General features: G+C 50.5%; 14 protein-coding genes. 5 read left to right on the top strand and 9 right to left on the bottom strand.

Annotated features, from left to right (window positions below; genetic code table 11):
• Window positions 1-103: 103 nt before the first annotated feature.
• The 3 genes from PsAD13_RS28155 (at window position 104) to PsAD13_RS21335 (ending at window position 1,460) form a co-directional block, all read left to right on the top strand.
• Window positions 104-400: a hypothetical protein gene (locus PsAD13_RS28155; protein ID WP_063319397.1), complete on the top strand. Its 297-nt coding sequence runs from the start codon at window positions 104-106 to the stop codon at window positions 398-400.
• Window positions 401-733: 333 nt separating this feature from the next.
• On the top strand, window positions 734-1,018 hold the full coding sequence (locus tag PsAD13_RS21340) for an Hpt domain-containing protein (RefSeq protein WP_063319396.1): 285 nt from the start codon (window positions 734-736) through the stop codon (window positions 1,016-1,018).
• 121 nt (window positions 1,019-1,139) lie between these two features.
• Complete coding sequence (locus PsAD13_RS21335) at window positions 1,140-1,460, top strand: 2Fe-2S iron-sulfur cluster-binding protein (RefSeq protein WP_008547474.1); 321 nt, start codon at window positions 1,140-1,142, stop codon at window positions 1,458-1,460.
• A gap of 72 nt (window positions 1,461-1,532) precedes the next feature.
• Here the strand turns inward: PsAD13_RS21335 and PsAD13_RS21330 are convergent, their stop codons facing one another.
• Window positions 1,533-2,750 carry an MFS transporter gene (locus tag PsAD13_RS21330; protein WP_063319395.1) on the bottom strand — a complete coding sequence of 406 codons (1,218 nt, stop codon included), beginning with the start codon at window positions 2,748-2,750 and terminating at the stop codon, window positions 1,533-1,535.
• 108 nt (window positions 2,751-2,858) lie between these two features.
• Between PsAD13_RS21330 and PsAD13_RS21325 the strand changes: the two genes are divergently transcribed.
• Window positions 2,859-3,644, top strand: coding sequence for a helix-turn-helix transcriptional regulator (locus PsAD13_RS21325; RefSeq protein ID WP_063298078.1), 786 nt, complete (start codon window positions 2,859-2,861; stop codon window positions 3,642-3,644).
• A gap of 6 nt (window positions 3,645-3,650) precedes the next feature.
• Here PsAD13_RS21325 and PsAD13_RS21320 read toward each other — a convergent pair whose 3' ends face one another.
• The 8 genes from PsAD13_RS21320 to PsAD13_RS21285 form a co-directional block, all read right to left on the bottom strand.
• The gene (locus PsAD13_RS21320) at window positions 3,651-5,354 is read right to left on the bottom strand and encodes a DUF3011 domain-containing protein (RefSeq protein ID WP_208986850.1); all 1,704 of its coding nucleotides are present in this window, start codon (window positions 5,352-5,354) and stop codon (window positions 3,651-3,653) included.
• A 302-nt stretch (window positions 5,355-5,656) separates the two neighbouring features.
• Window positions 5,657-6,832, bottom strand: a complete 1,176-nt coding sequence (locus tag PsAD13_RS21315) for a VWA domain-containing protein (protein WP_063319394.1) — start codon at window positions 6,830-6,832, stop codon at window positions 5,657-5,659.
• A gap of 71 nt (window positions 6,833-6,903) precedes the next feature.
• Complete coding sequence (locus tag PsAD13_RS21310) at window positions 6,904-7,428, bottom strand: GrpB family protein (protein ID WP_063289704.1); 525 nt, start codon at window positions 7,426-7,428, stop codon at window positions 6,904-6,906.
• 84 nt (window positions 7,429-7,512) lie between these two features.
• Window positions 7,513-8,574, bottom strand: a complete 1,062-nt coding sequence (locus PsAD13_RS21305; RefSeq protein ID WP_063319393.1) for a TIGR01620 family protein — start codon at window positions 8,572-8,574, stop codon at window positions 7,513-7,515.
• Window positions 8,571-10,067, bottom strand: coding sequence for a YcjX family protein (locus tag PsAD13_RS21300; RefSeq protein WP_063307950.1), 1,497 nt, complete (start codon window positions 10,065-10,067; stop codon window positions 8,571-8,573). Before PsAD13_RS21300 ends, PsAD13_RS21305 begins: the two co-directional genes overlap by 4 nt.
• Window positions 10,068-10,160: 93 nt before the next feature.
• On the bottom strand, window positions 10,161-10,691 hold the full coding sequence (locus PsAD13_RS21295) for a histidine phosphatase family protein (protein WP_057462636.1): 531 nt from the start codon (window positions 10,689-10,691) through the stop codon (window positions 10,161-10,163).
• A gap of 402 nt (window positions 10,692-11,093) precedes the next feature.
• Window positions 11,094-11,711 (bottom strand): hypothetical protein, encoded by a 618-nt coding sequence (locus tag PsAD13_RS21290; RefSeq protein ID WP_208986849.1) that lies wholly within the window; start codon window positions 11,709-11,711, stop codon window positions 11,094-11,096.
• Window positions 11,712-11,734: 23 nt separating this feature from the next.
• Window positions 11,735-12,571 (bottom strand): MoxR family ATPase, encoded by an 837-nt coding sequence (locus tag PsAD13_RS21285; RefSeq protein ID WP_063319391.1) that lies wholly within the window; start codon window positions 12,569-12,571, stop codon window positions 11,735-11,737.
• 325 nt (window positions 12,572-12,896) lie between these two features.
• Here PsAD13_RS21285 and PsAD13_RS21280 point away from each other — a divergent pair, with 325 nt between their 5' ends.
• Window positions 12,897-14,570 (top strand): flagellar hook-basal body complex protein, encoded by a 1,674-nt coding sequence (locus tag PsAD13_RS21280; protein WP_063319390.1) that lies wholly within the window; start codon window positions 12,897-12,899, stop codon window positions 14,568-14,570.
• The last annotated feature ends 13 nt before the right edge of the window (window positions 14,571-14,583 follow it).

Here is a 14,583-nt window from a genome sequence, read left to right as displayed (position 1 = left end):
CTTAACCTAATGGCACAATCCGGTGGACTGTACAACAGAAGTTGCCGGGATTTTTAGGTGCCCTACGATAAGTCACAGGCAGCAATTTTGGGGGGAACTCACTATGGCTAATCGCGAAAATTCTCCAGTCAGTTCTAAAGGTTCCAATCGTCCGAGTCCTACACAACTCAAATGGTTAAGGCGAAGTCTTAACGAAGCAGGTGGAAAGTTACCGCTGTTCGATGAGAGTGGTCGACAAGTGCCAGCTGCAACTGTGCGGGCGTGTATTGCAGCAGGGTGGGCGGAGCCTTGGTTTTCCAACCCGTTGAAGCCGGATTGGCTCGTTTGCAAGCTGACCGATAAGGGACGTGCAATGCTGGAACGCGATGGTAATTCGAAAAATCTTGTTAACCATCTTTAACAGAGCGCCTTGTCAATTTTAACGTGTAATGGCAGTGAGTGCTGGTGACAGGTTCGCGAGTCTAGATTTGAATCTGGGCAGTAGGATCTTGTTAACCATGAAATAAAAACCTGTGTTTTCTTTTGGGGACTAGATTCCGTTGCCAGTAGGAAATGAGGGGTAGAGTCACCGCGGAGTCTTGGTGGTGGCAGGGTTTGAGTCACTGAAGCGAATCATCTTCCAGAATATCCGGATAACCTTGAGTCATCTGACTGTGTTTGAAGGTGTGGTGTAAACTTAGCAATGGAACTACATAAAACTACAAGTGCTATATGTAGGGATCACTTCTCTTCTGTGACGTTTGATGACCCGGATTTGCAGGGCCAGATCCTGGAGATGTTTGCTGTCCAGATAGAAGAGTTCCGTCGGGGTTTGCACGAGACTATGGGGTCAGCGGCACTCTGTGCCTTTTTGCATCGCTTTAAAGGCTCTGCGCGCGGCGTTGGTGCTTTTGCGCTTGGAGAGGCTCTGGAGCAAGCTGAGCGGGAAGCTGCGACCGGAGCTTTGCCGTTGCTGGTGACTGTTGAGAGTTGCCTTGCTGAGGTCTCGGCGGATCTCACAGAGCTGCAGAATTCGTAAAGTGTGATTGGCTGCGCGGGTTTGACCATAAGGTCTGGTCCAGAAGTTCTTGAATAGCTGGGCGCCTGCATGTATCTGAAGACAACAGAATAAGCCAATCAGGGTCGGGACGACTTTAAATATGCCAAAGATTACTTTCATCACCTCATCAGGTGAAAGCCATGAGGTGGATGCTGCTGCCGGTTCTACCGTTATGGAGAACGCGATTAAGAACATGGTTCCTGGAATTGAAGCGGAATGTGGTGGTGCCTGCGCTTGCGCGACCTGTCACGTGTACGTAGACCCAGCCTGGAATGACAAGACTGGCGAACCAGAGCCTATGGAAGAAGATATGCTCGACTTTGCGCAGGACGTTCGTGACACGTCACGTCTTTCCTGTCAGATCCGCGTGACTGATGAAATGGATGGTCTCGTGGTTCATATTCCAGAAAGCCAGAGCTGACCAATTACAGAGTTTGAATGAAAAAGGCTGGTCCAATTGGGCCAGCCTTTTTTGTTGCGTGATTGGAGGTGCCTATTCAGCGCCAACTACTTGTGGCTGGCGGGCGGGGACCCAAACGGTTTCCATGCCAGGCTCCGGATTGCGCGGGATCATGCGGCTCAGGATCAGACTGATAGTTGCCATGGATGCGCCTGCGATGAACACCATTGCAGGGGAGAAGAGCCAGATCGTGCCGAAGACTACCGGGATCACTACAGCAGCGATGTGGTTGATGGTGAAGTCAACAGCAGAGGTTGGTGCAATATCTGCCGGATCTGCGATCTTCTGGAAGTAGGTTTTCATTGCGATGGCCATGGCGAAGAAAGCATGGTCGATCACGTAAAGGGTGCCAGCCACGTACACGTTGGTGACGAAGGCATAGGACAAGAAAACGATGATCAGTCCGACATACTCACAGGTCAGTGCGGTACGCTCTCCAACCCGACCGATGAACGCGCCGATCTTTGGAGCGACGAACATGTTGATTGCGCCATTCAGCAGGAACAGAGCTGCGACCTCATGCACCTCGTAGCCAAAGCGTTCGACCATCAGGAAGCCTGCGAAGACTGTAAAGATCTGACGGCGGGCACCACTCATAAACGTGAGGGCATAGTAAAGCCAGTAGCGCTTGCGCAGGATCAGCTTTTTGTGCTGTTCCACGTGTGCTTTGTACTTTGGGAAGGCAAAGGCTGCAAAGATGGTCAGGGCCATGCCTGCAATCCCTGCCCACAGGAACACTTGCTCATAGGACAGATCGAACGTCTTCCAGCCGATCATGATCGAGCCGTAGATACACAGTGAGACCAGCGATGAGACCGCAATAATTTGTCCGAGCAGTGCTGGGGCGTCTTTCTTGGGTAACCACTGCAGGGATAGAGACTGCTTGAGCGTCTCGTAGTAGTGGAAGCCGAAAGACATGATGAGGGTGGTGGCGTAAAAGCCGATCGCGGATGGGAAGTATCCGGTGATTGCAATGCCGAAGCCCATCAGACCCAAGGAGATCAACGTGAACGTTTGTTCTTTGAAGATCAACAGCATGAAAATGACAGTGAATGCCAGCAGGCCGGGGATTTCGCGGATGGACTGCTGAATGCCGATTTCTTGGCCGGTGAAATCGAGCGTGTTGACTGCAAAGTTATTGATGAGGTTCCACCACACAGAAAATGAAAGCTGTGAGGCGACAGTGAGGACCAACAAAAATACAAAGGGTGAGCGCCAGTCGGCTCTGATGTCTTTAATGATATTCAACATGGTGCTTCGTTCTTAGAAATGAGTTTTGCAATTAAGTAAGCGAAAAGTTTGTTTACGTGATAGCACTAGTTTGCCAAAAAATATCTTGAAGTCGCCAAGAGGTGTTTGATGCCTATTCACGCTGATGTTTTTGCAGACCCACATGAGGTGGATCGTCCGCAACCCATTGTTGCTTATGCGGTAGATATGCCCATCGGCGGGCAGGGGGAGCCGCATGCGCATTCACGCGGGCAGCTGGTTCATATCATGCAAGGGTCCACGACTGTGTTTACTGAGGAGGGGACATTTGTTGTACCGCCAGAGCGTGCAGTCTGGGTTCCCGGAGGTATGATGCACCGGACTGTCTATCCGATCAAAACTCAATTTCGGAGCCTGTATCTGCGAGAGGACTGGTCTGAGCGACTTTCTGATAAGCCTGTTGTGGTGCAAGTGACGCCGCTTTTACGCGAGCTGATACAAGAGATTATGGCAGCACCCCGGGACTATGCGCTTGATGGGGCGACAGCGCGGATTGCGCAGGTGATTGTTGATCAATTGAAGAGTTTACCAGATGCGCCGCTGCAGTTGCCGATGCCAGTCAACCACGCGCTTTTGAAGGAGCTTTGCCAGTCTATCCTGTCATGCCCTGCGCACTTGCCGAGTCTTGCGGATGCTGCGGAGCGGACGCTTATGTCCCAGCGCACGTTTGAGCGGCGGTTCTTTGATGAGACGGGTTGGAGCTATCGCAAGTGGTGTGGGCAGGCCAAACTGTTTCGGGCTTTGGAGTTGCTCTCTGCAGGCCGGAGTGTGGGTGATGTGGCTTTCAAACTTGGCTATGAAGGGCCAAGCCCATTCATCTCTCAGTTCCGCAAAGCCTTTGGCACGACGCCGGGCAAATACTTCAAGACTGCGTAGCCTAGGTTATTTGCTGGCGCTGCATGCGCTGATGAAGTTGCGAACGTGCTTAGCGCTGCCTTTGAGGCTCACGTTGTAGATAGCATAGCCGCCCAGATTGATCTTCAACTCGTTGTCTCGCACCATTCGGTTCCAAAGTGAAGAGCCATTGCTCAAAGTGAGGAGTGGCAGGGAAACACCGGCTTCCTGATTCAACGAACTGCCGACGCCAACATAGCTTTCCTTGAACCGCCTTGTGCTTAGCGAAATCAGGATACTATCGCCTTCCTGCAAAGCAGGGACGGTTGACTGAAACATGATCTCGATATCACCGCTTCCAGCCAGGCAACGGGCGTAAAAGTCGGTATCGTCTGTTTCTGGTACGCCATGAACCAAAACAGCGCTCTTGTCGCCTGCACCTGTTGGAAGGCCAGACACCCAGACATAGGGACCGTCAAATCCATTCAATGGAGCTTTTTCCTGAAGGAACTTGTCAGGGTTTGGCAGAAGGTCCTGTGTTATGAGATCTGTGTTTTGCTCATGGAAAACAAAATGTTGGGCGGCTCTTCCGTTGCTGTTGAGCGCGCAGGAAAAGTTGAAGGGTACGTACATGCCCTGACTTTGGTAAACGCCGCGACCAGCGAGTTTGTCCCCTGTTCGTACCAGTACCGGTTTCTGGTTCATTTGTTGATTGGTGAAGGTGCCGAGGCCCAAATAGACAGGCGGCAACTCTGATAGGGAATTCTTTGTTGCGATGATCTTGCTGCCCAGTGTGGAGCAGGCGCGGCGGGCCTTCCAGAGTGGTTCGGCCACATTGATTGCCAGATCATCTTCCGGTGCAATCTGGCTGTTTTCCAATGGTGGCAAGTCTTGTGTCACAACTTGCGTTGGAGGCGCTGCCTGTGGAGATGTGCTATCCCGCCTCAGCTTGTAATAACATGCTTTTCTTGCGGCAGGATCTGGGTCTCCGAAGAAATCGGTCCGGCAATGTACATCACCTTTCGCAGACTTCTCGTAAAATGCGCCGGGCCTGCCGAAGCGAACGGTTGTTGCGTAGGGCAGCTCGCAAACCTGAAATTCGAGAGCGCATTTACGCCATCCGTCCTTCGTAAATTCAGGAAGCTGCGGAATGGGGGTGATCAAACCACCTGAGCTGGCTGACTTGATCTGCTTCTTTAGTGAAGACGAACTGGCGCTTACCGTGTTTACGGTTTTGCGAGCGTATGGTTTGTTGCCAACATAAAAGATGCCAGAACAGCCTTTATCCGTCCAAAGATGCGATGGGACGACGCCCCAGCTTTCATTGAGTTTGCAGAGTGCTGAGGAGGTCTGGCGCAGCAACTGGACGTAATTGCGGTTGGCGTTTGAGATCTTGCACTTGGTGTAACCAGCGTTTTCAGAGGCGCAAACAACCACGTTGGTGCCATCCAGACGATCTGGTGAGTTGGCGACATGGTTCGCTGTTGAAGGCCTGTGCGTCGGATCGCTGCTATGTATGTTATCGCCCTCAGGTTGTCTGGTGAGGGTGTTGGTCAGGCAGTCGATGAATTCCGGGCTGTCTAAAGCTGCGTCGGTTTTGTCGAGGCAGCTTTCAATTATGAGCGCTGGAATAAGCGAGTTAATCGGCGGAATAGTTGTTGCGTTGGCACTGGCAGCAAGGAACGGCGCAATGAAGGCGATGGTGCCTGCCGATGTCCTTGTAAATAGTTGCCACAAAATAGATTTGCTCACAGCATAGCCCCTCTTAGCTCTTCTGGTGCACTTGTTGCCTAATGCAATCAGCTTGCGCCCAGCTGAAAGCATGATGCAGCTTCTTCCTTGATACAGGTGTGAAGCATGCTTTTTGCCAAGCGCAGTTGCTGTCTAGATCTCAATGCTACTTGCAGTCTAGTTGTAAAATTACAAAAAGGGGAAGTTAAATGCGCTGTGTTGTCAGAACTCGTCGCGTTCATTCGCATTCACGCACCGCGCTCTAACCTCTTTGGTGGAGCGAGTTCTTGTCGTTTGATTGAATTTAATCAAACGGAACACGTCTAGCGTACAAGTTCCTTCATGGCGGAATCCATGCCTTCCAGAGTGAGAGGGTACATGCGCTGATCAAACAACTCTTTCATCATGCCGATGGAATGAGTGTAATCCCAGTGCTTTTCCCGTACCGGATTGAGCCAGACTGCTTTTTGATAAAGGTCTGTCACGCGTTTTACCCAGACGTTGCCTGCTTCTTCGTTCCAATGTTCAACTGAACCACCGGGATAGGTGATCTCATAGGGGCTCATTGAAGCGTCGCCAATAAAGATCACTTTGTAATCGCTTGGATATTTATGAAGCACGTCCATCGTGTTGATGCGCTCAGCGTGGCGGCGATGGTTGTTTTTCCAGACGAACTCATAGAGGCAATTGTGGAAATAGAAGTATTCCATCACCTTGAACTCGGTTTTGGTAGCAGAGAACAGTTCTTCACAGACGCGGATGTGATCATCCATTGAGCCGCCGATGTCGAAGAACAAGAGCACTTTGATCGAGTTGCGCCGTTCGGGGCGCATTTGAATATCCAGCAGGCCTTTGTGGGCGGTGGATTTGATGGTGTTGTCCAGGTCCAGCTCATCAGCAGCGCCGGTTCTGGCGAACTTGCGCAGGCGTTTCAGGGCAACCTTGATGTTGCGGGTGCCCAGTTCAACTGTGTCATCCAGATCCTTGAACTCGCGCTTGTCCCAGACTTTGACCGCTCGGCGATGGCGGCTTCCATCCTGTCCGATCCGAATGCCTTCAGGGTTGTAGCCATATGCGCCGAACGGGGATGTGCCACCTGTTCCGATCCACTTGTTGCCGCCCTGATGGCGTTCTTTTTGCTCTTCCAGTCGCTTTTGGAGCGTTTCCATGAGCTTTTCAAAGCCGCCCATGGATTCGATAAGCTTCTTCTCTTCTTCAGAAAGGTGCTTTTCTGTGAGCTTGCGCAGCCACTCTTCTGGAATGTCTGAGGTTGCCACTTCGCTCATCAGGTCCAATCCGTTGAACGTGTGACCAAAGACGCGATCAAACTTGTCCAGATTGGATTCGTCTTTGACCAGCGTTGCTCGGGCGAGGAAGTAAAAATCCTCCACCCGTTTGCTGGCCAGATCAGAGTCCAACGCTTCCATAAGCGTAAGATATTCGCGTACGGATACGGGTAAACCAGCGGATTTTAGCTCTTCGAAAAACTGAATAAACATGGGGTCACATTATGCGATTGGGCGGTGCAGTGTCGAGAGTGCAATTGACACCTTAGGCAAAAGCATAGGGATCAATAAGAGCCTCTGGCCCAGTCAATCGCTTTGGCGAGATGAAGCTCAACAAAATCATTCTTGCCTTCTCGATATCCCTCGACATCTCCGTTGACCTCCTGTGCTGTTTTCTTCTTTAGGTGGGCATATTTCTCACGGATCTCAGGATGAGCTTTTAAGTAATCACGAAAGGCTAGATGCCTATAAACGTGCGGATCTCCTGATTTAAACGCGTGAAGGTGATGGGTGCGGTCGTCTCCACCTTTTTCAAAGTAGCGGCGGCCTGTAATGCCGTATTCACCTTTGGCGACATAGCCAAGATTGATCAGCTTTGCAGATTGAGCATCGAGTGCTGGGATGCTGGAGACTTCCAGCAGGATGTCGATAATTGGTTTGGCGGCGAGAGCTGGTACGGAGGTGCTGCCAATGTGGTGAATGTCTTCGACAATATCTCCGAGTAGCTCACGCAAAATTTCTTGCTCCAGCTGGAACCCCTCGGCCCAGTTGTCTTGTGCATCTACCACTTTGACTTTGCGTGTGATCATAGCTGTGTCTGCCGCCTTTGTTTTATCAGCCCTTTGAACATACCAAGAGATTGGGGGAAACATAGGGCTGGCGTGAGATATTCGTTAATCCTGATCTGCAATCTCATCTGGGGCAGATTTCGTGATCTCGCTCATGAGCTCCGTTAGTGATGGGCCTTTTCTGGCGATGAATGGTGCAGGGCGGCAGGTTTGAATTGCAGCAACGCCAATGCGTGCTGTGAGGAAGCCATTGACCAATCCTTCGCCAAGACGTGCGGAAAGTTTTGCTGCTAAGCCCTGACCAATGAACTGTTCCAGCAGGCTATCTCCTGCGGCCATGCCACCTGTGACGGCCAGGTGAGCCGCTATATCTCGTGAAAGGCGCCAGAAACCGAGTGCGCCGGGGCGGGCTCCGTAAAGACGGGAGATGCGGCGAACAATGCGCAGGTTTTCGTAAAGTACGATCAGGATATCAACGAGTGCACGAGGCGATAGTGCGGTAACTACAGAAACACGTTTTGCGCTTTCCATGACGATCAGGCGCGCACGGGCGTCCATCGGTGCCATCAGCTCGCGTTCTGCCAGTTTGACGAGATCTCGCCCATCGATGATTTCCTGCATATGACCTTTTAGCTGAGCGCGGCCATGAGCTGTTTCCGGACGGTCCGCGTAGAGCGCCATTAGCTTTTGTAGAGCTGCACGGGCTTCTTTATCGCTATCGTTGTCTGCAGCAGTTTGGAGGTCATCGCGTATATGGTCGATTTGCTCCAGTCGAGAAAGTGCCCGCCATTCTTTGAAAAACAAACCGATCAGTCCGAGAAAGCCGAGAGCGGTGAGGCCAACAGCTGTCCAGCCCAACCAGTCATAGCGAGCAAAGAGGTCTCTGATTAGGCTATCGACAGCCAAGCCAACGGCAAGTGAGACGAGGCCGCCACCGCCAATGGCGATGATCTTGCTCCAACGACTCTTCGCTGGTTTTGGCTCTGGGGCAACATTGTTCTGTGGCAGGGCCAACGCGTTTTCATCTTCTTCTGACACAACGGCTTCAGAGGAAAGTGGTTCGTGGGCAAACTCCCCCTCCAGCCGGACGGAGCTGTCATCCAGTTTGAATGCTTTGGGAGCGCGGCGTGCCTGAGGCTTATGTTGCTGTGTTTTCTTGTTGGTCATGCGAGTTTATCTCCCAGCAAGAACTCCATTGCGCTGTCCAAACGGATGTGAGGGAGAGATAAGGTCAGCCCCTCTGCCGTGCGTTCCAGCTTTGGAGGGCGGAAGCGCACATATTTCAATGCGGTCTGATCTTCCGGTGTGCCGTGGCTTTGCTCTGTAGAGAAAAGGTCGCTCAGATCGTCAGGAAGATCGCCGGGGAAAATGGCGGCTTCTTCTTCGCCGTCAAACCTCATGGAGCCAATGGTTTCTTCCGGCATTGGTGTGCCGAGGAGTGCAGGGGTTTCTGCACCATCGTGATGAACGGTTGCCTGCCTGGTGGCTCTGACGGATGCAAGGGCGAGCGTTTCAACTGAAGCGCCTGAGAACTCTGCACGGTTGATTGCCCGTTCAACCAGCTGCTTGAGGAGTAACTCCAAGTGATCGTGATCCTCGCGTCGCAGATGGTCTGCCTTTGTGGCTGCAAACAGAATGCGATCGATCTTGCGAGACACTATTGAAAATAGCCAGCTTGCTTTGCCGGGTCTGAACGCGCCCATAATCTCAGTGAGGGCACCGCTCAAATCATCCAAAGCCTCAGGGCCAGCGTTGATTGCCGTGAGTGCGTCCACCAGCACAATCTGTCTGTCCAGTTTGGCAAAGTGGTTTTTGAAGAACGGTCTGACCACGTGCTTGCGATAGGCTTCGTAGCGGCGCTCCATAATGGCGAGGAGCGTGCCTGCTTTGGGTTTGACCTGCGTATCACCCAGATTAAGCGGGGCGAAGGTGAGGGCTGGTGTGCCCTTCATGTCGCCGGGCATCAGGAAGCGACCAGGAGGCAACATGGATAGTGCGTTCTCATCATCCCGGCAGCGGCTCAAATACGTGGTGAAGGTGCTTGCCAGATCCTTTGCGATGTCCTCTGAAAACTCATCGTGCAGCTTATCTTGAAAACGTGCGAGTGTTGACAGAAACTCTTCTGACAAATCTGGCCTTGCTTTAGCGCGTCTCAGGGCTTCCTCTGAGAATTGCCGGAAATCCTGTCGTAGTAAAACAAGGTCGAGGAGCCATTCACCAGGGTAATCCACGATGTCGAGGTGCAGCTTGCCACCGCCTAACTGGCGGTTCAGGAATGTGGCTGACTCGTATTCAATGGTCAGGCGAAGTTCGGAGATCTGATGTGTGGACTCCGGCCAAAGGCGATCCTTTGTCAGTGTTTCGACATGCTGCTCATAGTTGAACCGTGGAACATTGTCATCGGGCTGAGGCTGAAGATATGCTCGCGCGAGCCGTCCTGTGCCCGCGGCATCCAGCAGAGGCAGGCGACCTCCGGCAATGAGATTGTGAACGAGGGCTGAGATAAAGACGGTCTTACCGGAACGTGCCAATCCAGTGACACCCAGACGGACAGTGGGGACTGTTAGGTCAATCGCTGATCCCGTTAGATTGTCCAATGCTGTTTGTGCATCAGTTAGGGCCAGCTTAGCGTTTTTAAATAATGAATTCAGTGGGCTCACAGATCATCCTCCAAGGAACGATGTGGTGCGTTCTTTGGAGGAATGCAATCGCAAATGCGCCAATAAATGTTGAATTGCGCAAAATTTTCCTAGTCAGGAGCCTGAAACAGCTTGCAGGTGCCGAGGCTGGAAGAATGAGACGATCCTTCCTTTCTTGCAGTCAATTTCTGACCAGCGGTGCTCTTCAAAGTCTATTACAGCGAGAGCTCCGGTTGGGTACTTGGATTGCATCTGGTGTATGTACTCAGGGTTGCCTTTGCCAGTGAGTTCAAGAGCTGTGTCCTGAATAGCTGTGTTGTGGCCAACAATGAGGATAGTGTCGAAGCCGCCGCCATAGGCGCGGATTGCATCTATGTAGTCACCTTCGCTCGAATTGTAGAGATCCCTGAGCAGTTGAATGCGCGTATCACTGCGCAAGTATGGCATTACTTCCATGAGTGTTTGCCGTGTCCGTAGAGCCGTAGAACATAAGATCAGTTTTGGATGCATGTGATGTTGGTGGATATGGGCTCCAACCCTTGCTGCGGCTTTCCAACCGCTGGTGTTAAGGGAGCGATCATGATCGTGAGCACCCTCATCACTCCAGTCGGATTTTGCATGACGTAACAACATCAGGCGAAGCATATGTTATCCTCCAGATATGCTTTATTACTTTATGTTCCTAAGAGGTAGAAACATTCTAAGTTGTATTTGTGCTGCTATGCGATATTGCGATGCAGCATAATCGGATGGACTTGTTTGTTTATTACTTGCTTTGTCTCTGTTTGAAACCTACATGTTTTCGATTGAATTTGGAAGGTGATAGTATTCCCCTAATAGTATGGGGTTTTTATCTCATAATTACTGAAATATTTATAAGTGATGCATGCATTCGTAACTGAGTTCATTTCAGTCGTGCCTATAAGATATTTAGTTGGCAGAATGGTTTAGGCAGCTGTTCTGGTCGCTTACGACGCGGTGTGTTGTAATATGAGGGTTGCACTGATGTAGGTGTGCTGGGCGATCCGCCAATTTAGCCGCGCTGCGTTAGTTGCGGCGCTGTTCCTGCTCGACGCGAAGAGTAAGCTTTTTGAAAAGAATTCGGATCTTCTCAAGCTCGCTTACAGGAAGATCATCTGAAATGGATGCCCAGACCGTATAGTCAGCGCTTGGGGCTGTGTAGGCGGTGAAACTCTCGACGCGGCCCATCCGCATTGTTGTTTCGGTTCGGAACGCAACCTCATTTTGCGGTGTCTTCAGATCCAGTGGTTTGAAGTGGCTTTGACGATATCCGCTTTTGAAGTTGTTTATGAGAGCTGTCGCCGTGTCTTTTTTGTGCCGGCGGAAGATGACTTTGACCTCCCCGTTCTCGGTTTCGTAAATGCATCCGATACCGAGTTCTTTCAGATCGGGAACGAGAGCTGATCGGGAAAGTTTGCTGATATAGTCCGGGCAAAACATGCCGGTGAAGTGCGTTAGTGCGTCCACATCTTTGCGCCAGCCGTTGTGCAGTGTATGCGGCTGGTAGAGGAGGCTTTCCGAGATGGTGCTGTTCGCTTGTGCGAGTAAGCTGCCTGTAAGAAGCAGGCAGCTTGCGAGAGTTGCTTTTGATGCACTGGAAAGTATGTGCTGGCTCAAAAAACTGGTTTTATTGTTTTGCTTCATTTTCAAGCCAGGCAATGCAGATACTAGCGACGATTCATAAAGGCAAGGCGCTCGAACAGATGAACGTCCTGTTCGTTCTTGAGGAGTGCGCCGTGCAATGGCGGGATAACTTTCCGGCTTTCGGTTTCGCGGAGTGTTTCCGGGTCGATGTCTTCGTTCAGAAGCAGTTTAATCCAATCCAGAAGCTCAGAGGTTGATGGCTTTTTCTTCAAGCCCGGCAGATCTCTGAGGTTATAGAATGCGTTGAGTGCTTCCTTAAGTAACCGGTCTTTGATTTCGCCGAAATGCACACTGACGATCTCTGTCATTGTTTCTGCATCCGGAAACTTGATGAAGTGGAAGAAGCAGCGGCGCAAGAATGCGTCTGGAAGATCTTTCTCATTGTTTGAGGTGATGATCACGATTGGACGCTGTTTTGCTTTGATCGTGTCGCCAGTCTCGTAAACAAAGAACTCCATACGATCCAGCTCTTGAAGCAGATCGTTTGGGAACTCAATGTCAGCCTTATCAATCTCATCAATCAGAAGAACCGGGCGTTCATTCATTTCAAAAGCAGTCCAAAGTTTGCCTTTGCGAATGTAATTGCGAATGTCTTTTACGCGCTCATCGCCAAGCTGGCTGTCGCGGAGACGGGAAACCGCGTCATATTCGTAAAGGCCTTGCTGAGCCTTTGTGGTCGACTTGACGTTCCACTCAAGGAAGGGGACGCCTAAGCTCTGGGCGATTTCCTGAGCTAGGACAGTTTTGCCGGTTCCAGGTTCGCCTTTTACAAGCAGGGGACGCTCAAGGGTAATAGCTGCGTTGACTGCGATCCGGAGATCTTCTGTGGCAACGTATTGGGAGGTCCCTTGAAATTTCATCGCTAAATCCTGCTTGAGTATCGTGATTTGGCGAAAACAGTAATCTCTCGTTAGACAATGGGCAATCCCTGCAGGGTTGCGCCATTGGGCTTATCTAGTGGTTTCGATCTTTGCTCGGTTTCTTTTGCCTCTCTGGGAATTATGTGCCGAGTAGGGCGAGCTATTTGCCGGGTTTAGGCAGGAATTTTTATGTTTAACAATGGGTTAAAATTGTAAATTATTGAAATGGCTGAATAAATTGAATTTTTTAGTTTGGCACGTAAGTTGCACTCAGTGTTCAAAGATCTGCGTAAGCATGAGCGAATTTGAATTCTAGGTGGGCTCGATGAGTATTTATGGTGCTATCAACGCTGCAACGACCGGTTTGGACGCACAGTCCAAGGCGTTGGAGAATATTTCCGGTAACGTGGCGAACTCTTCGACCACTGGCTATAAACGCCTTGATACAAGCTTCTCCGATCTTGTTTCCAGTACAGGTAGTCGGCAGGCTGAACAGGTTTCCGGTACTGTAATTGCGACTTCTCGTGCCACTAACTACTTGTCTGGCGATGTCACATCCGCTGACCGGAACACCTACATGGCGATCAATGGCCCTGGGTATTTTCTGGTTACCAACAGAGATGGCCTTACCCAGCAAGCACCAGAAAGCTATTATACGCGTGCTGGTGATTTTGAGCTGGATACAGAGCGTAATCTGGTTAACTCTGCTGGCTATTTCTTGCAAGGATACCCGATCAATCCGGCCACAGGTGCTGTTAGTGATCGCCCTGAACCGATTCAGGTTTCTGATGCGCCGATGCCTGCAAAGCCATCTACCCAGATCGACTATCAGGCAAACTTGCCATCTACGCCGACCACCGACAACTACGACACGACTGATGGTGCTCCAAACTCTCAATACGTAGATTTGAGTGTGTTCTCTAAACCGGATACCCAAAGCACACCGGCGTTGGTAGACGCTACACCGACAGCGTTGACTGAGACCAGTAAGCTTACTGATTCCACGCAGTTTGATCCAGGCGACACTCTCACGCTGACTGTGGGCGGTCATGCATCTGAAGTCTTCACTGTTGGGGCTGATACAACGGTGCAAAATTTGCTTGATAAGCTAAACGGTATGCACGGTGTCACCGCTGAAATTCTACCTTCTGGCGAAATCAGTATTTCTTCATTCGAAGATATGACGGTTGTAGAAACCGGTGGTCTAACTCCAATTAATATGACACTGACGGCTCAACCTCTTGCTACAGGTGGTACTGTTGATCGAACTGTTGTTACTGGTGATAAAGCTGATGATTTCATCAAATCATCAATCGCTGGTGGGCAAGAAACTGTCTACGATGAAAATGGTACGCCGGTTAATGTTGAGCTGCGTTGGGCTCTTAATGCAGAGAACAAATGGTCGCTCTATTACAATACAAATACCAAAGCGACAGGCGATGAAGTAGCTTGGAAGAAAGTAAGTGATATGTCGTTTGATGCGGCAGGTCGTTTAACTTCTCCAGCCTCTGGTATTGTTGATATTAATGATCTGGAAGTGAATGGTGTTGGCCTAGGTGATATTTCTTTCAAGTTCGGCCAAGACAATCTAACTCAGTATGAAGACACGATTGGCAATGCGACTAGTATTGATTTGTCTCAAGATGGCTTCCCTTCAGGCACACTGCAGGATGTTTCCATTGATGCAGAAGGCAATGTGATTGGGAAGTACTCCAACGATAAGTCCCAGAAACTCTTCAAAATTCCAATTGCGACTTTTGCTGCTGAACAAGAACTTCAGCGAGTTGATGGTGCTGCATTTTCTGAGACCTCTACGTCTGGTGAACCAGATTTTCGCAATGGAGGGACTATTCGAGCCAAAGCACTAGAGAGTTCCAACGCAGATATCGCGAAAGAGTTCTCTAAACTGATTATCACCCAACAGGCCTATTCGGCGAACTCTAAAGTTTTGTCGACAGCTAATCAGATGCTGGATTCAGTTCTTAATATCGTTCGTTAAATTGTTGTTGAGG

The sequence above is a fragment of the Pseudovibrio sp. Ad13 genome (assembly GCF_001623225.1).
In the GTDB taxonomy this organism is placed as follows: domain Bacteria; phylum Pseudomonadota; class Alphaproteobacteria; order Rhizobiales; family Stappiaceae; genus Pseudovibrio.
Note: the sequence above shows the minus strand (reverse complement) of the source record. Positions and strands in the feature narration are given on the sequence as shown.